Source organism: Pseudomonas costantinii (genome assembly GCF_001870435.1).
GTDB classification, from domain to species: Bacteria; Pseudomonadota; Gammaproteobacteria; order Pseudomonadales; family Pseudomonadaceae; genus Aquipseudomonas; species Aquipseudomonas costantinii.
In genome coordinates this window covers 1-22286 of sequence record NZ_MDDR01000046.1, presented here as the reverse complement: position 1 = coordinate 22286, position 22286 = coordinate 1, and the positions used below count along the sequence as shown (strand labels likewise).

Annotated in this window: 17 protein-coding genes; 11 read left to right on the top strand and 6 right to left on the bottom strand. The window is 58.8% G+C overall.

Annotation, left to right across the window (positions count from 1 at the left end; all coding sequences use genetic code 11):
• Positions 1 to 7 precede the first annotated feature (7 nt).
• Positions 8 to 319, top strand: coding sequence for a tetratricopeptide repeat protein (locus tag BFL40_RS26295; protein WP_071486673.1), 312 nt, complete (start codon positions 8 to 10; stop codon positions 317 to 319).
• A gap of 126 nt (positions 320 to 445) precedes the next feature.
• Here BFL40_RS26295 and BFL40_RS26290 read toward each other — a convergent pair whose 3' ends face one another.
• Positions 446 to 1333: a lysophospholipid acyltransferase gene (locus BFL40_RS26290; RefSeq protein WP_071486672.1), complete on the bottom strand. Its 888-nt coding sequence runs from the start codon at positions 1331 to 1333 to the stop codon at positions 446 to 448.
• 40 nt (positions 1334 to 1373) lie between these two features.
• Positions 1374 to 1931, bottom strand: coding sequence for a DNA-3-methyladenine glycosylase I (locus tag BFL40_RS26285; RefSeq protein WP_071486671.1), 558 nt, complete (start codon positions 1929 to 1931; stop codon positions 1374 to 1376).
• 81 nt (positions 1932 to 2012) lie between these two features.
• On the opposite strand from BFL40_RS26285, the gene glyQ reads away from it, so the two are divergent.
• From glyQ to BFL40_RS26265, 4 genes are all read left to right on the top strand, one after another.
• On the top strand, positions 2013 to 2966 hold the full coding sequence (gene glyQ / locus BFL40_RS26280; protein ID WP_071486670.1) for a glycine--tRNA ligase subunit alpha: 954 nt from the start codon (positions 2013 to 2015) through the stop codon (positions 2964 to 2966).
• A complete protein-coding gene (glyS, locus tag BFL40_RS26275; protein ID WP_071486669.1) occupies positions 2963 to 5017 on the top strand; it encodes a glycine--tRNA ligase subunit beta in 2055 nt (684 codons plus the stop codon). The genes glyQ and glyS overlap by 4 nt, the downstream gene beginning before the upstream one ends.
• On the top strand, positions 5017 to 5556 hold the full coding sequence (gmhB, locus tag BFL40_RS26270; protein WP_174555604.1) for a D-glycero-beta-D-manno-heptose 1,7-bisphosphate 7-phosphatase: 540 nt from the start codon (positions 5017 to 5019) through the stop codon (positions 5554 to 5556). Before glyS ends, gmhB begins: the two co-directional genes overlap by 1 nt.
• 82 nt (positions 5557 to 5638) lie before the next feature.
• Positions 5639 to 6409 carry a lysophospholipid acyltransferase family protein gene (locus BFL40_RS26265; RefSeq protein WP_071486668.1) on the top strand — a complete coding sequence of 257 codons (771 nt, stop codon included), beginning with the start codon at positions 5639 to 5641 and terminating at the stop codon, positions 6407 to 6409.
• 183 nt (positions 6410 to 6592) lie between these two features.
• Here BFL40_RS26265 and BFL40_RS26260 read toward each other — a convergent pair whose 3' ends face one another.
• On the bottom strand, positions 6593 to 8896 hold the full coding sequence (locus tag BFL40_RS26260) for a CHASE2 domain-containing protein (RefSeq protein ID WP_071486667.1): 2304 nt from the start codon (positions 8894 to 8896) through the stop codon (positions 6593 to 6595).
• 3 nt (positions 8897 to 8899) lie between these two features.
• Positions 8900 to 9901 (bottom strand): FecR family protein, encoded by a 1002-nt coding sequence (locus tag BFL40_RS26255; RefSeq protein WP_083374615.1) that lies wholly within the window; start codon positions 9899 to 9901, stop codon positions 8900 to 8902.
• Positions 9902 to 10760: 859 nt separating this feature from the next.
• Here BFL40_RS26255 and BFL40_RS26245 point away from each other — a divergent pair.
• Both BFL40_RS26245 and BFL40_RS26240 read left to right on the top strand, forming a co-directional pair.
• Complete coding sequence (locus BFL40_RS26245; RefSeq protein ID WP_071486664.1) at positions 10761 to 11480, top strand: response regulator transcription factor; 720 nt, start codon at positions 10761 to 10763, stop codon at positions 11478 to 11480.
• Between the two features lie 58 nt (positions 11481 to 11538).
• On the top strand, positions 11539 to 12888 hold the full coding sequence (locus BFL40_RS26240) for an MFS transporter (protein WP_083374578.1): 1350 nt from the start codon (positions 11539 to 11541) through the stop codon (positions 12886 to 12888).
• On the opposite strand, the gene BFL40_RS26235 is transcribed toward BFL40_RS26240, so the two are convergent.
• Positions 12848 to 13879: an AraC family transcriptional regulator gene (locus BFL40_RS26235; RefSeq protein ID WP_071486663.1), complete on the bottom strand. Its 1032-nt coding sequence runs from the start codon at positions 13877 to 13879 to the stop codon at positions 12848 to 12850. The two genes, BFL40_RS26240 and BFL40_RS26235, sit on opposite strands and share 41 nt — an antisense overlap.
• 244 nt (positions 13880 to 14123) lie before the next feature.
• Here BFL40_RS26235 and BFL40_RS26230 point away from each other — a divergent pair, with 244 nt between their 5' ends.
• The 4 genes from BFL40_RS26230 (at position 14124) to cysC (ending at position 20260) form a co-directional block, all read left to right on the top strand.
• Positions 14124 to 16598, top strand: a complete 2475-nt coding sequence (locus BFL40_RS26230; protein WP_083374577.1) for an autotransporter outer membrane beta-barrel domain-containing protein — start codon at positions 14124 to 14126, stop codon at positions 16596 to 16598.
• A 133-nt stretch (positions 16599 to 16731) separates the two neighbouring features.
• A complete protein-coding gene (locus BFL40_RS26225) occupies positions 16732 to 18810 on the top strand; it encodes a tetratricopeptide repeat-containing sulfotransferase family protein (RefSeq protein WP_071486662.1) in 2079 nt (692 codons plus the stop codon).
• Positions 18807 to 19646 (top strand): alpha/beta hydrolase family protein, encoded by an 840-nt coding sequence (locus BFL40_RS26220; RefSeq protein WP_071486661.1) that lies wholly within the window; start codon positions 18807 to 18809, stop codon positions 19644 to 19646. Before BFL40_RS26225 ends, BFL40_RS26220 begins: the two co-directional genes overlap by 4 nt.
• Before the next feature lie 2 nt (positions 19647 to 19648).
• Positions 19649 to 20260, top strand: a complete 612-nt coding sequence (gene cysC, locus BFL40_RS26215) for an adenylyl-sulfate kinase (protein ID WP_071486660.1) — start codon at positions 19649 to 19651, stop codon at positions 20258 to 20260.
• Between the two features lie 160 nt (positions 20261 to 20420).
• On the opposite strand, the gene BFL40_RS26210 is transcribed toward cysC, so the two are convergent.
• Positions 20421 to 22286, bottom strand: a 1866-nt coding sequence (locus tag BFL40_RS26210) for an autotransporter family protein (protein ID WP_071486659.1), incomplete at its 5' end; no start/stop codon positions are given.

The window sequence follows — 22286 nt, the reverse complement described above, 5'->3', positions numbered from 1 at the left end:
GACCGACATGCTCGAATCCCTGGAAAAAATGCTGGCCAAGGGTGTGGATAACTCGCTGCTGCGCTTTGGCTTGGGCAAGGGGTATCTGGACTTGAAGGACAACGCCAAGGCGGCGGAGCATTTGCGCAAGTGCGTCGAGTTCGATCCGAAGTATTCGGCGGCGTGGAAGTTGTTGGGGAAGGCGCAGGCGGGGCTGGGTGATCCGGCTGCTGCGCGTCAAGCCTGGGAGAAAGGCATTGAAGCGGCCCAGGCGCATGGCGATAAACAGGCCGAAAAAGAGATGGTGGTATTCCTGAAGAAACTCGACCGCCAGCCCTGACAACGATCGTTCCCACGCTCCGCGTGGAAATGCAGCCCTGGACGCTCTGCGTCTGCTCTTGAAAGCGTGACGCAGAGCGTCACAGTAGGCATTCCCACGCGGAGCGTGGGAACGATCAATGGTGAATCAGTACCACCGCGCCTCACCCGGCGGGCGTTTCTTGAAGCGCTTCATGCTCCACATGTACTGGCTCGGATAGGCGCCGACATAGCGCTCCACCACCTTGCTCATCGCCGCGCAGGACGTGGCGGTGTCGGTGCTGTACATGTCTTCCGGCGCGGCTTCCAAAATCACTTTGTAGCCCGAGCCATCCGGCAGCCGCAGCGCGTGCAGGAACACGCCCACCGCCTTGTGGCCTGCCAACATGTTCGGCACAAACTTGCTGGTCAGGGCCTGAGTGGCGAAGAACGGCACAAAGATCCCCGCGGATTCCGCCGGCTCAGGGTCAGCAGGGATGCCCACCTGGCCACCTTTGCGCACTTCCTTGATCACGCTGAGGATGCCTTCCTTGGTGGATGCAGCCACGCGGTTACCCAATTGCACCCGTTGCTTGCGCAGCAATTCGTCCACTGCCTTGAGCTTTGGCGGTCGATAAAAAATGATCGGTTTGCACTGGCTGCAATAGAAGTGGTTCAACACTTCCCAGTTGCCCAGGTGGCTGGTGATGCCAACCACGCCTTTGCCTGAGGCCAGGGCTTCGTGCAGCACTTCCAGGCCTTCGACTTCACGCACCAAATCAATCGAGCGTTGAGCCGGCCAGATCCAGGCGCAGGCGCTTTCAGTCAGGGACTTGCCGATGTCCATCAGGCTCTGGCCTACCAGGCGCTCACGTGCGATCGGGTCCATGTCGGGGAAGCATTTGGACAGGTTGATCCGCACGGTATCGCGGGAGCGGTTGGGGGTTTTCCACATGATCCAACCGATGGCCGTGCCGACGGCTTGTACGGCACGCCAAGGCAGCAGGGCAAATAACCGAAGAGCGCCTACCAGCAAGGCGCCTTTAAACTTTTCCACAAGTCACTCCTGATCGTGTGTGGTGCGCAAAGCGGGCATTCTAACCGGCGTTGGCCAAGTCCGCGTAACGCTCGCAGTCCTGAGTGTGGTCCATGACCATGCCCGAGGCCTGCATAAATGCGTAGCAAATGGTCGGGCCAACGAAGGTGAAACCGGCTTTTTTCAAGGCTTTGCTCATAGCTTCGGCCTCGGGGGTAATCGCCGGGACTTCGCTGCGATCCTTGAAGTGATTGACCTTGGGCACGCCGCCGACAAACGACCAAAGCAACTCCACCGGGTCTTCCAGCGCCAGCCAGGCCGCGGCGTTGCGTCGGGTGGCGTTGAGCTTCAGGCGATTGCGCACAATGCCGGGGTCGAGCATCAGAGCTTCGATCTCAGCATCCGTCAGCCGCGCCAAACGTTGCGCGTCAAAACCGAACAAGACCTTTCGATAATGCTCGCGTTTGCGTAAAACGGTGATCCAGGACAGGCCCGCCTGGAACCCTTCGAGCAAAAGCAACTCGAACAAGCCCTGCGCATCGCGCAGCGGCGTTCCCCACTCCTGATCGTGATATGCCATGTACAGCGGATCTTCAGAACACCAAAAGCAGCGTGGCATAAGGCTCCAGGGGATGGTGGCGCGGCCGAATCGGGTATACTCCCGCTCTTTAAATCGCAGCCCAAGTAACAGGTGAATTTCGTGAGCCAGCCTACGCCAGCCGTGCGTACCTTCCAAGACTTGATCCTCGCCCTCCAGCAATACTGGGCCGAGCAAGGTTGTGTGGTACTTCAGCCCTACGATATGGAAGTAGGCGCCGGCACTTTCCACACCGCAACATTCCTGCGGGCCATCGGCCCGGAAACCTGGAACGCCGCTTATGTGCAGCCCAGTCGTCGCCCGACTGACGGCCGCTACGGCGAAAACCCGAACCGTCTGCAGCACTACTACCAGTTCCAGGTGGTATTGAAGCCGAACCCGGACAACTTCCAGGAACTGTACCTGGGCTCGCTGAAACATGTCGGCCTGGACCCGTTGGTCCACGACATCCGTTTCGTCGAAGACAACTGGGAATCGCCGACCCTGGGCGCCTGGGGCCTGGGCTGGGAAGTCTGGCTCAATGGCATGGAAGTGACGCAATTCACTTACTTCCAGCAAGCGGGCGGCATCGAGTGCTACCCGGTTACCGGCGAAATCACTTACGGTCTCGAGCGCCTGGCCATGTACCTGCAAGGCGTGGACTCGGTCTACGACCTGGTGTGGGCAGACGGCCCATTCGGCAAAGTGACCTACGGCGACGTGTTCCACCAGAACGAAGTGGAGCAGTCCACTTACAACTTCGAACACGCCAACGTCGAGAAGCTGTTCGAGCTGTTCGACTTCTATGAAAGCGAAGCCAAGCGCCTGATCGAACTCGACCAGCCGCTGCCGCTGCCAAGCTATGAAATGGTGTTGAAGGCCTCCCATACCTTCAACCTGCTGGATGCGCGCCGTGCCATCTCGGTGACCGCGCGTCAGCAATACATCCTGCGTGTACGCACCCTGGCGCGTTCCGTCGCCCAAGCCTACCTGTTGGCTCGCGCCAAGCTGGGCTTCCCGATGGCACACCCGGACCTGCGTGATGAAGTGTTGGCTAAGCTGGAGGCTGCACAATGAGTGCTCAAGATTTCCTGGTTGAACTGGGCACCGAAGAGCTGCCACCCAAGGCACTGAACACCCTGGCCGACGCGTTTCTGGCCGGTATCGAGAAAGGCCTGCAAAGCGCCGGTTTGAAGTTCGCCGCGAAGAAGGTCTACGCCGCGCCCCGTCGCCTGGCCGTGTTGCTGACCGCGCTGGAAACCCAGCAGCCGGACCGCAGCATCAACCTCGACGGCCCACCGCGTCAGGCTGCTTTCGACGCCGAAGGCAACCCGACCCAAGCTGCCCTTGGTTTTGCCAAGAAGTGTGGCGTTGAGCTGAGCGAGATCGACCAGAGCGGCCCGAAGCTGCGTTTCAGCCAGGTCATCGCCGGTAAGCCGACCGCCAGCCTGCTGCCGACCATCGTTGAAGACTCGCTGAACGACCTGCCAATCCCTAAGCGCATGCGCTGGGGTGCTCGCAAAGAAGAGTTCGTACGCCCAACCCAGTGGCTGGTGATGCTGCTCGGTGACCAGGTCATCGATTGCACTATCCTCGCTCAGAAGGCTGGCCGTGATTCCCGTGGCCACCGCTTCCACCACCCGCAAAGCGTGCGCATTACCTCACCGGCCAACTATGCCGCTGACCTGCGTGCCGCTTACGTGTTGGCCGATACCAATGAGCGTCGCGAGCTGATCAGCAAGCGTACCGAAGAGCTGGCCCGCCAACAGGAAGGCACTGCTATCGTGCCGCCGAGCCTGCTCGACGAAGTGACCGCGTTGGTTGAATGGCCAGTGCCGCTGGTGTGCTCGTTCGAAGAGCGTTTCCTCGACGTGCCGCAAGAAGCCCTGATCACCACCATGCAGGACAACCAGAAGTATTTCTGCCTGCTGGATGTGGACGGTAAATTGCTGCCGCGCTTTATCACCGTGGCCAACATTGAGAGCAAGGACCCGCAACAGATCATCGCCGGTAACGAGAAAGTCGTTCGCCCGCGCCTGACTGACGCCGAGTTCTTCTTCAAGCAAGACAAGAAGCAGAAGCTCGAAGACTTCAACCTGCGCCTGCAAAACGTGGTGTTCCAGGAGAAACTCGGCAGCGTCTACGACAAGGCTGTGCGGGTTTCCAAACTGGCCGCCTACATTGCGCCACGCATTGGCGGTGATGCCGCCTGGGCCGCGCGTGCAGGTTTGCTGTCCAAGTGCGACCTGGCCACCGAGATGGTTGGCGAGTTCCCGGAGATGCAAGGTGTTGCCGGTTACTACTACGCCCTCAACGACGGCGAGCCGGACGATGTCGCCCTGGCGCTGAACGAGCAGTACATGCCGCGCGGTGCTGGCGCTGAGCTGCCAAGCACCCTGACCGGTGCGGCCGTGGCCATCGCTGACAAGCTGGACACCCTGGTCGGTATCTTCGGTATCGGCATGCTGCCAACCGGTAGCAAAGACCCGTATGCCCTGCGCCGTGCGGCCTTGGGCGTACTGCGCATCCTGATCGACAAGAAGCTCGACCTCGACCTGACCCAGGCCGTGGTGTTCGCTGTCGGCCAGTTTGGTGGCAAGGTCAAGCAAGCAGGTCTGGCCGAGCAGGTGCTGGAGTTCGTGTTCGACCGCCTGCGTGCGCGTTATGAAGACGAAGGCGTAGATGTTTCCGTCTACCTGTCGGTACGTGCCCTGCAGCCGGGTTCGGCGCTGGACTTTGACCAGCGTGTACAAGCCGTGCAAGCGTTCCGCAAACTGCCGGAAGCCGATGCCCTGGCCGCCGTGAACAAGCGTGTGTCGAACCTGCTGAGCAAGGCCGACAACCTCGGCAATGCCGAAGTCGACCCAGGCCTGTTTGCCGATGCCAAGGAGTTCTCGCTGAACTCGGCCATCGCCAAGGCAGAAAACGCGGTGAAGCCGCTGATCGCCGAACGCAATTACGCAGAAGCGCTGGCGCGTCTGGCCAGCCTGCGTGAGCCGGTGGATGCGTTCTTCGAAGCAGTAATGATCAATGCCGAAGACGCTGGCGTGCGGAAAAACCGCTACGCCATGCTGGCGCGTCTGCGTGGTTTGTTCATCAACATCGCTGACATTTCCGTACTGGGCTGATCATGTTGAAACTGCTGATTCTCGATCGGGACGGAGTAATCAATTACGACTCCGACGCTTACATCAAGTCGGTGGCGGAATGGGTTCCACTGCCCGGCTCAATCGAGGCCATCGCGCAGTTGAGCAAAGCCGGCTGGACGGTGGCCATCGCTACCAACCAGTCCGGCATCGCCCGCGGTTATTACGACGTCGCTACCCTGGACGCCATGCATGCGCGCTTGCGCATGTTAGTGGCGGAGCAGGGCGGTGAGGTGGGACTGGTGGTGTACTGCCCTCACGGGCCGGATGAGGGCTGCGATTGCCGCAAACCCAAGCCTGGCATGTTGAAAACTATTGCAGCGCATTACAACGTGCCACTGGCTGGGCTATGGTTCGTCGGAGACAGCCTCGGTGACCTGGAGGCGGCCAAAGCCGTCGACTCTCAACCCGTTTTGGTAAAGACCGGGAAAGGCGAAAAAACCCAGGCGAAAAACCTGCCGGTAGGCACTTTGATTTTTGACGATCTGGCGGCGGTTGCCGCAGAACTTATTAACAACTAGCCGCCCTCGACTTCCTGAACAAGGATTGCTCGGGAGTGCGCTTTTAGCAGGCGGGCCGTGTCCCGCAACGGTAAATGCCGCCATGTCGATCTTGCAGGCCATCAGAACCTTTTTCTTTTACCTGCTGCTGGGCACCAGTTCGTTTCTCTGGTGCACCCTGAGCTTTTTTATTGCGCCGTTCCTGCCGTTCAAGGCGCGCTATCGCTTTATCAACGTCTATTGGTGTCGCTGTGCGTTGTGGCTGACCAAGGTGTTCCTGGGCATTCGCTTCGAGATCAAGGGCGCTGAAAACGTCCCGGACCAGCCCTGCGTGATTCTGTCGAACCACCAGAGCACTTGGGAAACATTCTTCCTCTCGGCGTACTTCTCGCCGTTGAGCCAAGTGCTCAAGCGTGAGCTGTTGTACGTGCCGTTTTTCGGTTGGGCCATGGCAATGTTGCGGCCGATCGCTATCGACCGTGACAACCCCAAGGCTGCGCTCAAGCATGTGGCCAAGAAGGGCGACGAGCTGCTCAAAGATGGCGTTTGGGTGCTGATCTTCCCGGAAGGCACACGAGTCCCCTACGGCACCGTGGGCAAATTCTCACGCGGCGGCACCGCATTGGCGGTCAACGCCAACCTGCCGGTTTTGCCGATCGCCCATAACGCCGGCAAGTTCTGGCCGAAGACCGGTTGGGCTAAACGTGAAGGTACGATCACAGTGGTGATTGGCGAACCGATGTACGCCGAGGGCGAAGGGCCACGCGCCATTGCGGCACTCAATGACCGCGCTGCGGCGTGGAATGAGGCACAACAAAGGGCCATGGGTTCACTGCCACCGTTGGCTACAGAAATTGACTCGGCGGCAATTTGAGTTTTCTGTGGATAACCTGTGTACGGTTTGTTGGCGAACTGCCGTTTTTATCTTATAAATTGATGATTTAATTACATATTTCTCGAGTTCATAAAACAACGTAAAAGGTGCATAAGTTTTTTCCACATAAAAAAACCGGCTCTGGCAGCCGGTTTTTTATGCACAGGTAAAAAGCGTGCCAACTCACTCTTTCCACAACGGCAATTTCAGGCTGAATGTGGTGCCTTTCCCCACCTCACTCTCACACTCAACACGTCCGCCATGGCGATCCACTACCGCCTTGACCATCGTCAGCCCCAGCCCCAGTCCTTCGCTGCCTTGGGCTGACGCAAAACGCCGGTACTGGCCAAACAATTCAGGCAAATCCTCGGGGGCAATGCCGGGGCCCTGGTCACTGATTCGACATTCCAGCCACTCGCCGGCACTGCTCAAGCTCAACGTCACCGTGGTTCCGGATGGGCTGTACTTGATCGCGTTCTCCAGCACGTTGAACAGAGCGCGCGTCAGCAGCGATTGATCCGCCGAGACCATCTCCTCGCCGGCCTCATCCAGGTCATGAACCAGGTGGATACCCTTGAGCTGGGAGAGCAGCGCCACTTGGTCAAATGCGTCGAGCACCAGCATGGCGAACAGGCTGGGCTCAAACTGGTAGCCGTCAGACTCGGCCTTGGCCAACTGAACGAATGACTCCGTGAGGTTCAAGGCGCGTCGCACCTGCAGTTCAATCTGAGTAAATACCGGGGTGTCCCCTGAAGACTCATGGCGCTGGACATCCAGCAACGCCAGGATCGCCGAATGAGGCGCGCGCAGGTCGTGGGACAGAAAACGCAACAGGGTTTCCCGTTGCTGCTGGGCATCTCGCTCAATACTCAAGTCAGTCATGCTCAGCAGCCACCCCAAGGCCACATCGCCATCTACCGGCCGCAGAGGGGCCAGATCCAGGCGCAGGCTGCGTTGCTGGGTGTCACGAAACTCGACGATTTCCAATGTCGACAACGAAGGACGACTGCCATCCTGTAGCGGTGGATAACCCAATACGGCCAATTGTCCGAGCAGATTTTCGGCAACCAACTCATTGCCAAACACGTCTCGGGCAATCCGGTTGGCCAGCAGGATATTTCCCACCGGGTCGGTGATCAACGTGGCCACCGGCAAGCACTCCAGGCCATCCGCCATGAAGCGCCGGGTATCGCGGGTACGACTGACGGCCTGCTCCAGGGCAAAGATCCGCCCTTGCAACACATCGCCCTTGCTGGCGGGCGCACGACGCCGTTCCGGCAGCACCTTGGGTTCGTTGTCCAAGCGGGCTAGTTCCCAGCCGAAATAAGCCAAAATCACGCTCAGGCGACGCCAGTTCCAGATCAGGTAGGCCAGCAGCAAGCCAATCAGACACGCCGCTGGCGACCACCAGCCACCCAGCCGCAACAAGCCCCAGGAACTGAGGAGGGCAGCGCTCATGCAGCCCAGGGTCAACCACAGTGCGTAGCGCGGCCTGAACAGCAGCAAACCCAGCAGCAGAGCTACCATCGCGGTGGCCATCAACGCTGCCAGCCAACCGGGCAGCGCCACAATACTGCGCTCTTGCAGCAGGCCATTGAGGATGTTGGCCTGGATCTCGACACCCGCGGTGGTGCCCACGCTGGCTGACAACGGCGTGACATAGCGATCACCCATGCCGGGCGCAGTGGCCCCCACCAAAATCAGGCGATCACGCAGAATTTCGGACGGAACCTCTCCGCGCAACACGCTGACATAAGGCACGCTGGCAAAGCCGGCGCGGGCATCTATGAAGGGAATTCGAATGGCGTTCTCCCGTTGCCAATCGGTACGCTCCGCAGGCCCGGACAAACCCGGCATGGAGGCTGCCTGTCCAGCCAACTCGAACGCCAGCCACGCCAACTGAGGCGTCATCTGGCCGGGTGGCCCTTCACGTAAATAGAGGCTGCGAACGATGCCATCGCTGTCGGCCTCGACATTGATATGCCCAACACCCCGGGCACAATCGCGCAGCGGCCGCACGGGTTGGATTTGCATCACCGCCTGGCCGTAGCGGGGCATTCCTTCGCGAATCAATGGCAGCAATACATTGCCGGCGTTGCAGATGGCTTCGGCCAGACGCTGATCGTTGGCGGGCTCACGGGCCGGTTCACTGAAAATCACATCAAACAGAATACCCGCTGGCTTGGCAGCACTCAGGCGATCAATCAAGTCGGCGTGGACGCTCCGCGACCACGGCCATTGGCCAAGCTGTTTAAGGCTGCGGTCATCAATGGTCACCAGCAGAATGCGCGGATCAACCGGCAAGGGGCTCAAACGGCGGAGGCTGTCATACAGCAGGTTATTGAGGGCCAGACCTGGGCTCAGAGACAGGAATGCCGTCAGGGGCAACAACAGGAGGCTGATCCACAGCCACTCACGAACCAGGCCGTTGAACAGCCGCTGGGCCTGGGTCGGCTCGCGCTTTTCAGCCTTGCGCCACAGCCTCACCGATCAACCGCCGGAGGTCTGCTGCACACGCGTCGCGGGTGGGTAATAGAAGATGTCATAGACCCCGGTGGCGCCCTCCAGCCCCTGTTCATCATAAGCAGACAAGCGCACATGGTAGAACGACGCTTTGAGCCCAGTGAAGCTCATTTGCGGCTTACTGGAGAAGTTTTCCTGCTTGATGTCCATGAACGCCTTATCGGTAGCAACCTGTGCCCGATAACGTTGAGCGCCCGGCAGTGGTCGCAGGAACAGGGTCCAGACCGGCGCGTCACCTTTCTGGCCATCCTGGCCCACCAAAATAGGAGGGGCCAGCAGTTCTACCGGCTTGAGCTCCCCTTGCTTCTTGACCACCAAGCCTTGGCGAGCGCCGACCTTCACTTCGCCCGCCACCGGGCCGACCACCGGTTTCTTTTTAACGGGCTTAGTGCTGGGCGGCGTCTCGTCACGATTGACCGCCACTTGCCCATTAAGCACCTCGACCACCGACCGTTCGCCATCGTTGCGAACCCGGAAGTGCGTACCGCGGACACCCAATACGCCCACCGGCGTCACGATCTGGAAACGATCGTAATCGCTGGCACGCTTGATCACATAAGCCTCAACTTGGCCCTGCTCAAGAATGACTTGAGGAATCGCCTGTTCCTCCACCAAGTGCAGTCGGACCTGGGAACTGGAAGGCAGCACAATCCGCGAACCATCCCCCAGCAGCAGACTGACAAATGCCGAAGGAGAGGTTTTCACACTCTCCTGCTCATCAATAGCCATGCCTTCCGTCAGGACGGTCGACACACCTTTGTCATCCAGCTTCCAGGCTTCGCCCGTCAAATGCTGGACGACAGCCGGCAACGGCTGCGCACGACACAACAGGTTGTCATCAATATAGGGAGCACGGGGAGGAGCGGGGCGCGCAACGGCGGGCAGACTCACTGCACCCAGCGTAACGATCAGGCTTGAGCCCAAGAGTGCGGAAAAGAGGTGGCGGTATCGGCACGAAAAAAAGGTCATGGTGCTCATCAAGATTCTGGTTCTAATGGGTCATCAGAAAGCACTTCCAGAAGCGTCTTGCAGCAGGAAGACCTTGAATGCCGCCTACGATACCCGATGATGTATCGCACTCGATAGCCGTAATGTTCGGGGCGTGGAGTCCATTGCAGAGGATGACACGTCCCTGTGTCGAACCCGACCGAGTGTCCCGGTTCGGGGTATACATCGAAGAAAAACTGTCCTTCTCATCCCTCCGACAACAGTCCATGGCGAACCTTGGACTGTGGTTGACACATCCTGTGTCGGAGCGCGTCCCGCGCTCCAATCTGCGTGTCACTCAGCGAGAGAGAATTTACCTACAGCAAAGGTGCATCAGGGGAATCTGCAACATTTGTTCAGATTCAACACGACTAGAAGACCCAGCGTTGGTTCTCCTGGGCTACTCCGGCTTGCTGGAAGGGTGAGCTTGCGAAACCCATTCCATTGCCTGGCTCACTTAATGTCTGCCGCTCGTCAAACGGGGTAGGCGCCACTGCTGGGCTGGGGGCACCGATCGTTTCCGTCCCCAGGCCCGCCGCAATCACCAACAAAACCATCCGCCCCCACACATTGACCTGCGCCATGACGATCGCTCGTCCCGACGCAGCATAAAGCCTGATTGCCATTGATCCTTTTCCTGACGGTCTCGAGCCGGTATCTTCCCAGCGTGGGTATGGGTGACTTCCTATGGCTTAACGGCCATTTGATATCAGCGTACCTAGAGATCCAGGGGCTTGAGAATTCGGCAACAATTGTTCAGATTCAACAGCTGGAATCTACGCAGCACAGCCCCCGAAACAGGCCACGACTACCGCACTCTTCAAGAAGAAAGGACCCACCCATGCGTGTCGCAATACTGGATGACGAACCTGCAGAGTTACGGCGGGTGGAACAGACACTGCGACAAATCCCGACCGCCTCGGAACAGCCATGGACGCTGCATTGCTTTAGTAGCGGTGAAGACCTGTTGCGCCAACTGCGTCGTGAAACATTCGATCTGTTGATCCTGGATTGGCAATTGCCTGACTTGAGCGGCCTGGCGTTGTTGCGCTGGACCCGTGAACACATGGCGGCCCCCCCTGCGGCCATCATGCTCACCAGCCGGGATGCCGAGAGCGATATCGTCCAGGCGCTAAACAGCGGCGCGGATGACTACGTCAGCAAACCCTTTCGCCCCAACGAGCTCAAGGCTCGAGTGACGGCTGTCCTGCGACGCCATGGTTTGCAGAAGTCTGCTGCCAGCGAAGTGCTCACATTTAATGACCTGACATTCGATGACGCCGAGCTGACCGTCACCCGGGCCGGCACCCCCATCAGCCTGACCGAGCGCGAGTACCGCTTGGCTCGCTGCCTGTTTGCTAACTTGGCGCGCCCGCTGTCCCGTGAGTACCTCTACGAGCGATTCTGGACCCATGAAGAAATGGTGTCCTCACGCCCACTGGATACACATATCTATCGTCTACGTAACAAGCTGGGGCTTACCGCTGATAGGGGTTGGCAGTTGCTGACGATCTATGGATACGGGTATCGGTTGGAGAGTGTGACGAGCACTGACAACTGACGCGTTTTTTGATGTTCCACGTGGAGCATTTCTAAAAATCTATTCATAAGCAGGGTAAATGCATAATTCCAGCGCTACTCCACTGGCTCCAGAGTCATTGCGCGAGTTGTCAGCGCGTACGCAGGCGAAAAAAAAGCGCCTGATCCTGGCGGCCGCTCTCGGTAATGGTTTGGCCACTTATGACTTCACGATCTACAGCTTTTCGGCAGTGGCCATCGGCAGGATGTTCTTTCCTTCCGACAGCGCGCTTGGATCGCTGTTGATGTCATTGCTTACCTTTGGCGCCGGGTTCGCGATGCGCCCGATCGGCGCCTTGGTCATTGGCAATCTGGCGGATCGTAAAGGGCGCAAGGCAGGCCTGATGTGGTCTATTGCGTTGATGACGCTCGGCACTGCGGTGATGGTATTTGCGCCGCCCTATAGCGTCATAGGCCCAGCGGCCACTCTGCTTATCGTCGTAGCGAGGTTGATGCAGGGTTTCGCAGTGGGCGGCGAGATTGGTGTCTCTTCAGTGGTACTGATGGAACTGGCCACCAGGAAAAACCGTTGCTATGGGGTCAGTTGGCGCTCGGCGAGCCAGGCGGCGGCCGCACTGGCAGGGGCTCTGATCGGAACCTGTACCACAATGATGCTGAGCCCTGAGGCACTGCTCGAGTGGGGTTGGCGTATTCCGTTTGTAGTGGGCATGTTGATTGGGCCGGTCGGCTGGTACATCCGTCGGCAAATGCCTGACGCGCCAATGAAAAAATCCCGGCGCCCTGCCATAAAGACAGTGTTGGCCCAACACTCTCGCAAGCTCTGCCTCGGGATACTGTTGATGGCAACCCCCTCGGCCGGCATCTATATCCTGGTGTATTACATGCCCATCTACCTGGTCGGCACATTGCATATGCCTGCGACTGTCAGCCTGCTATCAGCCTGCCTTTCGAGCACCCTGATTTTCATCGGCGTGCCACTGCTGGCTCGTGTCACTGACAGGCTACGCCTGCGCAAGCCAATCCAGTATTTGACGATGATCAGCAGCATCGTACTGGTTTATCCGGTTTTTCTTCTATTGACGAGTGGGATCGGCGAGCCGCTCTCACTGCTTGTCATCGGCGGGTATTCGTTGCTGTTGTTATGTAGCAACGCTGCAACCATCGTGATGATATTGGAAGCCTTTCCTCGCCATCATCGGGCGACCTCTATTTCGGTGATCTCCAGCCTGGGCACGACGATTTTTGGCGGCTTTTGCCCCTTTATCGTGGCATGGATGATCGGCGTGACCGGCAATGCGATGGCGCCTGCGTGGTATCTGTCGGCAGCCATGTGTATCAGCCTGTTCGCACTGATCCTGTTTCCAGATAGCCTCGAACGGTTACGTTCAATCAAGCGTGCGGGCTATTCCGCAAACGCTGCAAGGCAATGAACCGCAGATCTTGCGGTGCTATTTCGTAGGTTCGGCGAAAGGCCCGGGTAAAGTCAGAAGGGCTTTTGAAACCCAAGCCGTAAGCAATATCCATCACCGGCAGGTTCGGGAACTTGACCAATTCGTCGGCCGCCTCGCGCAGTCGACGATTGCGAATATAAGCACCGAGCCCGCCCTCGTGCTCGAACAAGCGATACACCGTAGGGCGGGGCAGTTGCAATGCTTGCAACAAGCTTTCAGGCGACAGTGAAGCGTGATGGAGGTTGGCGTGAACGTAACGTCGAGCTTTGTCGAACATGGCTGCGCGCACTGCCGCACGCGCATTGCCGCTGAGTTTGGTCTGCTTGCCAAGGGCGGCGAGTAGCAGTTGCACGCTCACATCGAAGCGGCTGTGCGCCTCGGGTGCACTCAGCCCAGGAAGGTTCCTGGAAAACGCCAGCACATGTTCGATGAACAATTGCATCAGGGCAGAGGTGTTTTCAAACACTCTGCCGTGGAGAGCTTCCGCATGGGGAAAGGCTGCGTCCACAACTGACCGGGGTACGAACAATGTCAGTACCTGGCAAGCACTGCGGCGCATACGTACCGGCTGATTCAGATCGGTGGCGAAAACACTGGCCGCAGAATGTCCTTTGCTGCGTGACAAACCGGCCCTCCCAACAGACTCGATCCCGCCCGCCGTGAACACCTGAAAAACATAGTCGCGCTGGGTATCCGTGGAAATACGTGCCACTGAACGATCGAGCACCAGGGCATCGCTGAGGCAGAAGGTGAAGCGTCCAGTGGCGAGATCGTATCGATCGATGGCCCCATGGAAAGGCGATTCGACTTGCGCCAATGAGGGCAGTACATCGATCACATGACCGACGCGATCTCGCCAGGCCAACAACTGCTGATGGGCTGGTTCACCGCTGACATTGAAGTGATTGTGCTTTAGTTCGAGAGCAGGCCATGGATCGCCATACGGCTTTTTGATCGTGGTGCTGTCCATCCAATCGCTTCCGCCAGGACCTCAGTGGCCACACGTTAGCGCAAAGTGACTCTCCGGTTCAGAAAAAGTTCAAAAACTGAGACGCACGGTCAAGTGCTCTCCCTAAGACCCGGCAAAATGCCATTAAACAAGATAAAAACCAAAAAGCTGCCAGTCAGGTCGTGATTCAGGAGGACGTGCTGTTGCGCATGGATGATCCCGAAAATCGCAACGACCCCTTTCATTACAACCGGGGATACAGCACATGCACTCGTTCAAACATCAATCATCACGAACACCTGGCCGATTGACGGTCCTGGCCATCGCCATTGCTTCGGCGCTGACCGCAGGTCAGGCCAGTGCAACCCTTCCTAATGTTGGTTTAGATAACAGCGCCCCGATCCCCACGCTGAACAACCCGGTGGGGACCACCATCAGTGGCGGTCTTATCGGGATTGCCAACTCCTCCAGTATCGGGACGCTGAGCAACAGCGGCACCATCTCTGGCGGCTCCGCTGCCATTACCAGCACGGGTACCATCACTTCTCTGAACAATGAGACTGGCGGTACTCTCACTGGCGGCAACACAGGTATCGGCAACGGCGGCACCATAGGGACGTTGAGCAACAGCGGAACCATTCACGGTGGTAACTCCTCTGGCATTTACAATTACGGCAGCATCGGGACACTGAACAACAGTGGCATTATCTCCAGTGACAATAACGGCGTTTCTAACTCCGCTACCCTCACCTCGCTGAACAATGAGACTGGCGGCACTATCTCTGGCGACTTCAATGGTATTTACAACGGTGGCAACATCAAGGCGCTGAGCAACAGCGGCAACATCTCTGGCGGCTCCGATGGTATTTTCAACAATGGCAGCATCGAAACGCTGAGCAACAGCGGCCTGATCACGGGTAATGTATTTGCCATTCATAACTATTTCGATGCGACCCTGGGTACAGTTACCAACTCCGGCACCATCGCTGGCACGATCCAGAATGATTCCTCGCAAGCCCTGACAATCAATGGCGGCACCGGCTCGGCGTTCGGCATCCTGACCGGCGCAGGCACGGGTGGCGTGAGCGCCAACAACATCGGTCTGATCACCAATAGTTTTTCGAACGTGGTGTTCGGGCCGGGTAACCAGTTGCTCAATGACAACATCGACGTTGGCACTCACACCGTCACCAATAACGCGACCGGCACCCTGCAGATCAACAATACGATCGGCATCACCGGTAATTACCAACAGGGCGCCAACGCCAGCCTGATCCTCGGTGTGGCCGACAATGCCGTGACAACCGGTAATATCAACACCGACGCAGGCTATGGCCGCCTGGTAGTGTCCGGTAGCGCGAACATCGCTTCGGGCTCCACGATCGGTCTGCAGAAGCTTGGCAGCTATGGCTTTGCCCAGGGCCAGCGCTACATCGTGATTCAAGCCAACGCCATCGGTACGAACTACAACGCCGACACGCTTCACTACAGCGTTGCCGGTTACAACGCGGCGGGCACTAGCGTGATCGATGGAGCCAATGCCGATTTGCTGGTGACATTGGGGACGGAGAGAGCAGGGTCCGCACCGATCAATCAAGCTACCACCGCCAATGGCACCGCGCCGCTGGCCGGGCTGTTCAATTACGGCGGTCTGAATGCCGGCCTGATGAACCTGTTCAACGCCGCCGCCGCCCTCGATTCTCCGGCCGCCGGTAACCGCGCCGGGGCGCAGTTGAGCCCGACCGCGAACGCCAGTGCCGCCACACAAGCGTCCACCGCCTCCACCGTGCAAGTTATCAACGTCGCCGCGGCACACCTCGATGGGTTGCGCACCGCACAGAACGACAGCACCGGCAGCGGTGTGGCCACCGGTGAAAGCGCCAGTAACACCGGGCTTTGGGGCCAGGCCTTCGGCGGCAGTTCGCGCCTGGGTGAGCGCGACGATATCGCCGGTTACCACGCCCGATACAGCGGCTTCCTGCTGGGTGCCGATGCCGCGCTCAACGACAGCTGGCGCGCCGGCGGCCTGTTCAGTTACACCAAGACCACGGTCAACAACGACGGCGCCAACGATGGCAGTTCCGCCGATGTTAAGTCCTATGGCCTGTTCGGTTATGCCAGCTACCAGGGTAATCCGTGGTACCTGGACCTGTCGTTGGGGGCTGTCCAGCATCAATACGACACCCAGCGTGAAATCAACTTCAGCGGCTTTAACGGTTCGGCCAAAGGTCAGCATGACGGCATGCAGTACATCGCTTCCGCGGTGGCCGGCTACCCGATCGACCTCGGCCCGACGTTGGCCCACACCATCCTCACGCCGATTGCCGGCTTGACCTACAGCACCTTGCGCCAGGACAGCTACACCGAGAGCGGCGGCAACGGTGCGGCCCTGCACATCAACTCCAGCAGCAGCCAATCGCTCAAAAGCGATCTGGGTGCCAAGCTGGAACGCTCTTTCGCCACCTCTTACGGCAGTGTCGTGCCTTCGGCGCAACTGACCTGGCGTCATGAGTACCACGACAATGGCCTGCGATCGGTCGCCAACTTTGCCGCCGATACCTCGGGCGCCACCAGCTTCACCAGTCCGGGCGCGAAAGCGATTGCCGACACTGGCGTGCTGGCGTTGGGCGTGACCCTGCTGCGCAGCGAAAACCTTAGCGTGGGGGCGAAGTACACCCTGGAAGCGGCGAACGGTTACACCGCCAACACCGGTGACGTGCAGGTGCGCTGGAACTTCTGATCCGCTACATTCCGCTCGTGCGGTAACGCCCATTGTTCAGTGATGAACAATGGGCGTTTATCCATCGGTCGGCAGCGGATGTGGACGAAAATCCTTTGCTCAGTAGTCTCTACTCCCTATTTGAAGGCGTCCCATGAACGGCACCCCACAACTGACGTTTGCCGAAGCCATGACGCTGGCCCATCAGCATTGGAACGCGGGTCAGGCACAACAGGCCGAGCAACTGTGCCTGCGCATTCTGGCGCAATGGCCGCAACAGGCCGACGCCCTGCATTTACTCGGGCTGATTGCCCACGCCTTTGGTCGGCTGGAGTTGGCGGTGAACTATCTGCGCCAGGCTTGCCAATCGCTGAGTGCACCGGCGATCTACTTCAGCAACCTTGCCGAGATGTGCCGCCAGCAAGGCCTGCTGGCCGAGGCCGAACAGGCGGCTCGACAGGCTGTTGCGCTGGCCCCCGCACTGGTGGATGCCTGGAGCAACCTGGGGATAATCCTGCAGGAAAGCGGCAAACTGGACGACAGCCTCGAGTGTTTGGAGCGCGTCGTGACCTTGCGCCCCGACGCGGCACAAGCACACAACAATCTGGCCAATACCTACCGCCGCCTGGATCGACAAGACCGCGCCGAGTGGCATTACAAACAGGCGCTGAGCCTCGACCCGAATTACGCCGAGGCCTACAGTAACCTGTCTTTTTTGCTGAGTTCACAAGGAAATTTCGACGATGCGGTGGATGCTGGGCGGCGAGCCATCGAACTCAACCCACAGCTTGTCGATGCGTACCTGAATATCGCCGAAGCCGAAACGCAACGCTTGAATCATGGCGAGGCATTGCGTTGGCTGAATGCACTGCACACCTTCGCCCCCCAGCATGTCGGGGGACTTACGGCACGAGCTCAGGTCTTGAAAAAGGGCGGGCTCCTCGACGAGGCCCTGCAATGCGCGAGGCAAGCGCTGGCATTGGCACCCAATGACGCCAGTGTCCACAACGCCCTGGGCAATGCGCTTCAGGCTGTGGATCTGCACGATGAAGCGCTGGAGCATTTCAATCAGGCAATAGCATTGCCTGGCTCGGTGACTGAAGAAGCGATGATCGCGCGAGCCGTACTGCTCCTGGAAAGTGGCCGCAAGGAAGAGGCCTCCGCGGCCTTCGAACAGGCGTTGACCGCGTTCCCAGGGTCGATCCGCGCGCTGACGGGGCGTTCGGACAGCAAAACCTTTAAACCCGGCGATGCCGATATCGCAGCCATGGAGGCCGGGTTGGTGCGTACGGAAGGTCTGTTGCTGGCCGACAAACTGACGACCCACTTTGCCTTGGGCAAGGCGTATCTGGACACGGGTGATTCCGTGCGTGCCTTCGATCACCTGGATAAGGGCAACCGGCTCAAGCGTTCTACCTTTACCTTTGACTCGCGCGCAGCACAGCAATGGATGCAGAACATCGCCGGGTTGTTCACCGACGAATTTCAATCCGCGCGCCAAGGAATGGGTGCGCCATCGTCGCTGCCGGTCTTCATCGTCGGCATGCCACGCTCCGGCACCACTCTGGTCGAGCAGATTCTGGCCTCTCATCCACAGGTGCAGGGCGCAGGCGAATTGTCGTCGTTACGCCTGGCGGTGGAAAGCCAAGGGGTATTCCCGCAAAACCTGGTCAACTGTTCAGCGCAGGACCTGGCCAGAATCGGTCATGACTATCTTCAGCGAATCAAGCCACTGGCCGACGGTCGGGATCGCCTGGTCGACAAGATGCCGAGCAATTTTATCTATGCCGGCCTGATTCCGCTGATCCTGCCCGGTGCCCGCATCATTCACTGCCGCCGCGATCCGGTTGATACCTGCCTCTCCTGTTACAGCAAGCAATTTGGTGGTGAGCAACTGTTCACCTACGACCAGACCGAATTGGGGCAGTTCTATCGCGATTATGAAGTCCTGATGAGCCACTGGCGCCAGTTGCTACCCGCCGAATCCTTCATTGAAGTGGACTACGAGTCGGTGCTGGACGATCTTGAAGGGCAGGCACAGCGCTTGATCGACTTCATTGACCTGCCTTGGGACAAGGCCTGCCTGGACTTTCACAAGACCCAACGCGTGGTGCGCACCGCCAGCGTCAATCAGGTGCGCAAACCCCTCTATAAAACGTCGAAAGGTCGCTGGCGTGCGCATGCCGAACAACTCCAGCCACTGTTGGCGGCGTTGGGACTTGCTGATACATGAAAGGCTTGAACGGGGCGCTGTTCACCTGTCTGTGCGCGCTGCTGGGAATACTCACCGGCTGTGCCGATCCAAACCGGCACGCCGAAACCCTGGCGCACACCGGTAACTTGCAGCGTGACCGGGTCGATACCGACAGTTTTGTGCTGACCAGCTTTTACCGGATAACCCGTCCAGACCTGCCGTTGAGCGTCTACATCGAGGGCGACGGCATGGCCTGGCGCTCGCGTACTGCGCCGTCCGAAAATCCAACACCACATCAGGCCGAGGGCCTGGCGTTGGCAGCGGCGGATCCGGCAGCCAACGTTGTGTACCTGGCACGCCCCTGTCAATTCACGCCGCTGACGCTCAATCCTCGCTGTGATAAAGCCTACTGGACCAGCAAGCGTTTTGCAGAGGACGTCGTCATAGCCATGGATCAGGCCGTAACACACTATGCGAGTCAGGTGCCGGGACAACGCATCCATCTGGTCGGCTATTCGGGTGGCGGTGCTCTGGCGGTATTGATTGCAGCCAGACGTCACGATGTCGCCTCGCTGCGCACCGTGGCCGGCAACCTCGATCATGTTGAAGTCAATCGACTGCATCACGTGTCGGCGATGCCTGAGTCGCTTAATGCTATCGATGTTGCACGTCAGGTCGCGTCTATACCTCAGCTTCACTTCAGTGGCGGCGATGACCGTGTGGTGCCGTCAGTGATTTCGCAACGATTTGTCAGCGCCACCACCAGCCCATGCGCGCATAGCCAAATCGTGCCGGGCATGAGCCATGAAGGCGACTGGGCTCGCCGTTGGCCGCAATTACTGCTAACCCCTCTCCCATGCTCCACGGCGCCCTGAAAATGAATAACAACTTGATTGCCGTACCCCACTCATTGAGCGCGTCGGACCGCAAGGCACATTATGGCCACAGCGGTGCCGTATTTTGGCTGACCGGACTGTCCGCTTCGGGTAAGTCCTCCTTGGCCATGGCGTTGGAACTCACCCTGACAAAGCTGGGATATTCCTGCTACGTACTCGACGGGGACAACGTGCGCAGAGGCCTGAATGCGAACCTCAGCTTCAGTGCCAAAGACCGGACCGAGAACATCCGTCGCGTCGGCGAGGCCGCAGCCTTGTTTGCCGATGCCGGTCTGATCTGCATCACCGCGTTCATTTCCCCCTACCGCGAGGATCGTGCGCGCGCACGTGATGCGATCGGACCGATGTTCCACGAAGTGTATATCGCAGCGGATCTTGCGACCTGCGAAGCCCGTGACCCCAAGGGGTTATACAAAAAAGCACACGCCGGTGAGCTGCTTGAGTTCACCGGTGTCAGCGCACCATACGAAGTGCCGGAGTCTCCTGAACTGACCATCGACACAGGCAATACCTCAGTCGCAGACAGTCTGCAGACCCTGTTGAGTTATGTGCTGAGGAATACCCCGCTAAGCAAGTCGCCTGGAAAGGGTTAGGGTGCGTTGGGATTTTTTGGACATTTATCCCGAGCCTTTGAATGTATAGATGCAAAAAAGCCAACGCTTATGACGTTGGCTTTTTTGTGTCGCGTGGTTCAGCTATTTGAGAATCTACACCTGATGCAGGTTCACTGTTATTGGCACTGACAGGCTCGTGTTAGAACGCCCAGCGCACTTGCAGGTCGCCGGTGTTGGCGTTAAAGCCGCCACCGGTTTCGCCAGTGTAGTGCGCGGCCACGGTCAGGTTGTTGTGGGTGACCAAGGTCAAACCAACGCTGAGCACACCCGTGTCTTCAACTGCTTTAGGTCCGGTACTGCTGAAACTGGTGGCACCGGTGGTATCGGCACTGAAGTTAGCCACCGATTGCAGCGCCGAGTCACGGTACTCATGACGCCAGGTCAGTTGTGCCGACGGTGTCAGGCTGCCGTATGAAGTCGCAAACGCACGCGCCAGCTTGGCTCCCAGATCGCTTTTCAACGAGTTGAGGTTGTCGGCGTTGACGTGCAGCGCGGTGCCCGCCCCACCTTTCTCGGTGTAGCTGTCCTGACGCAGGGTGCTGTAGCTCAGGCCGGCAATCGGGGTGAGGATGACGTTGGCCATTGAGGCGCCGAGGTCAATCGGATAACCGGCTTGCGCCGAAGCAGTGTATTGCATGCCATTGTGGCTGCCTTTGGCGGTGCCGTTGACGCCGGTGAAATCGACCTGACGCTGGGTGTCGTACTGGTGCTGCACAGCGCCCACAGACAGGTCGAGGTACCACGGATTGGCGTTGTAGCTGGCGTAACCGAACAGGCCATAGGACTTGACGTCCGCCGAGCTACCGTCGTTGTTGCCATTGTTGTTGAGGGTGGTCTTGGTGTAGCTGAACAGACCGCCGAGACGCCAGTTGTCGTTGAGCATGCCGTCAGCGCCGAGTAACAGGCCGTTGTAGCGTGCACTGTAACCGGCGATATCGTCGCGTTCATCCATGTGCGCGGTACCGCCAAAGGCCTGAGTCCATAGGCCGGAAGTCGGAGGTCCTTCACCGGTGGAAACCCCGGTCGACCCACCACGCAACCCTTCAAGGTGCGCCGAAGTGACATTCAAGACCTGAACCGTGGAAGCGACCGAGCCCTGAGTGGCGGCGGCCAGGTTAGCGGTCGGGCTCAGTTGCGCGCCGGCTTTGTTGCCCGCAGCCGTGGAACCGTTGGCAGCTGCGGCGTTGAATACGTTCATCAGGTCGGCGTTGAAGCCTTGATAGTTGAACAGACCCGCCAGGGACGCAGTGCCATCGGCGGTATTGGCCCGATTTATCGGCCCATTTGATGTCGGAGGAGTGACAGGCGGTGTCACCGACTGCACTGCACCCACAGTCAACACCAGATTCTTGTTAGCGCCGTCAACCACACTGGTACCTGAAACGTCATACCCGGCTACGGAGTAGTGCAGGGTGTCGGCGTTGTAGTTGGTACCGGCACCACCCGCCTGAACCACTAAATAACGCTGGCCTTGAGCGAAACCATACGTATGGGTGCTGACCAGGCCGACAGAGGAGCCTGAAGCAATGTTCGCGTCGCCTGTTACTACCAGGCGGCCGTAACCGCTGTCGCTTGCTGTGCCAGCGGCTACGGCACTGTCGCTGACGCCGATCAACAGCTTGGCATTGGCGGCTTGATCGTAGTTGCCGGTGATCGTGATCGAGTTATTGACCAGCAGCGTCCCCTGGTTGGACACCTTGAAGCTGCCGACATTGATATTGTCGTTTAGCAGCTGGTTCCCTGAGCCAAATATCACGTTGGACGCGGTGTTGGTAATCAGCCCAACGTCGCCGATGTCGGTGCCGCCGCCAAAACCGGTCAGTAACCCGAAGGTTGAACCCGTCCCACCGTTGATGTTCAGGTCCTGTGAAGCCTCATTCATGATGGCGCCGGCAATGACTCCAGAGTTGGTGATGGGGCCCAGAGTGCCTAACTTATCGTTGTAAATCGCAGCATATTGGCCGGTGATGGTGCCGCTGTTGGTCAGCGAGTCGATGCTGCCGGT

Coding starts and splice junctions, on each gene's coding strand:
- BFL40_RS26295 (WP_071486673.1), top strand. CDS start 8: ATGCTCGAATCCCTGGAAAAAATGCTGGCCAAGGGTGTGGATAACTCG.
- BFL40_RS26285 (WP_071486671.1), bottom strand. CDS start 1,931: ATGCCACGCTGCTTTTGGTGTTCTGAAGATCCGCTGTACATGGCATAT.
- glyS (WP_071486669.1), top strand. CDS start 2,963: ATGAGTGCTCAAGATTTCCTGGTTGAACTGGGCACCGAAGAGCTGCCA.
- BFL40_RS26265 (WP_071486668.1), top strand. CDS start 5,639: ATGTCGATCTTGCAGGCCATCAGAACCTTTTTCTTTTACCTGCTGCTG.
- BFL40_RS26255 (WP_083374615.1), bottom strand. CDS start 9,901: ATGACCTTTTTTTCGTGCCGATACCGCCACCTCTTTTCCGCACTCTTG.
- BFL40_RS26245 (WP_071486664.1), top strand. CDS start 10,761: ATGCGTGTCGCAATACTGGATGACGAACCTGCAGAGTTACGGCGGGTG.
- BFL40_RS26240 (WP_083374578.1), top strand. CDS start 11,539: ATGCATAATTCCAGCGCTACTCCACTGGCTCCAGAGTCATTGCGCGAG.
- BFL40_RS26235 (WP_071486663.1), bottom strand. CDS start 13,879: ATGGACAGCACCACGATCAAAAAGCCGTATGGCGATCCATGGCCTGCT.
- BFL40_RS26230 (WP_083374577.1), top strand. CDS start 14,124: ATGCACTCGTTCAAACATCAATCATCACGAACACCTGGCCGATTGACG.
- BFL40_RS26225 (WP_071486662.1), top strand. CDS start 16,732: ATGAACGGCACCCCACAACTGACGTTTGCCGAAGCCATGACGCTGGCC.
- BFL40_RS26220 (WP_071486661.1), top strand. CDS start 18,807: ATGAAAGGCTTGAACGGGGCGCTGTTCACCTGTCTGTGCGCGCTGCTG.
- cysC (WP_071486660.1), top strand. CDS start 19,649: ATGAATAACAACTTGATTGCCGTACCCCACTCATTGAGCGCGTCGGAC.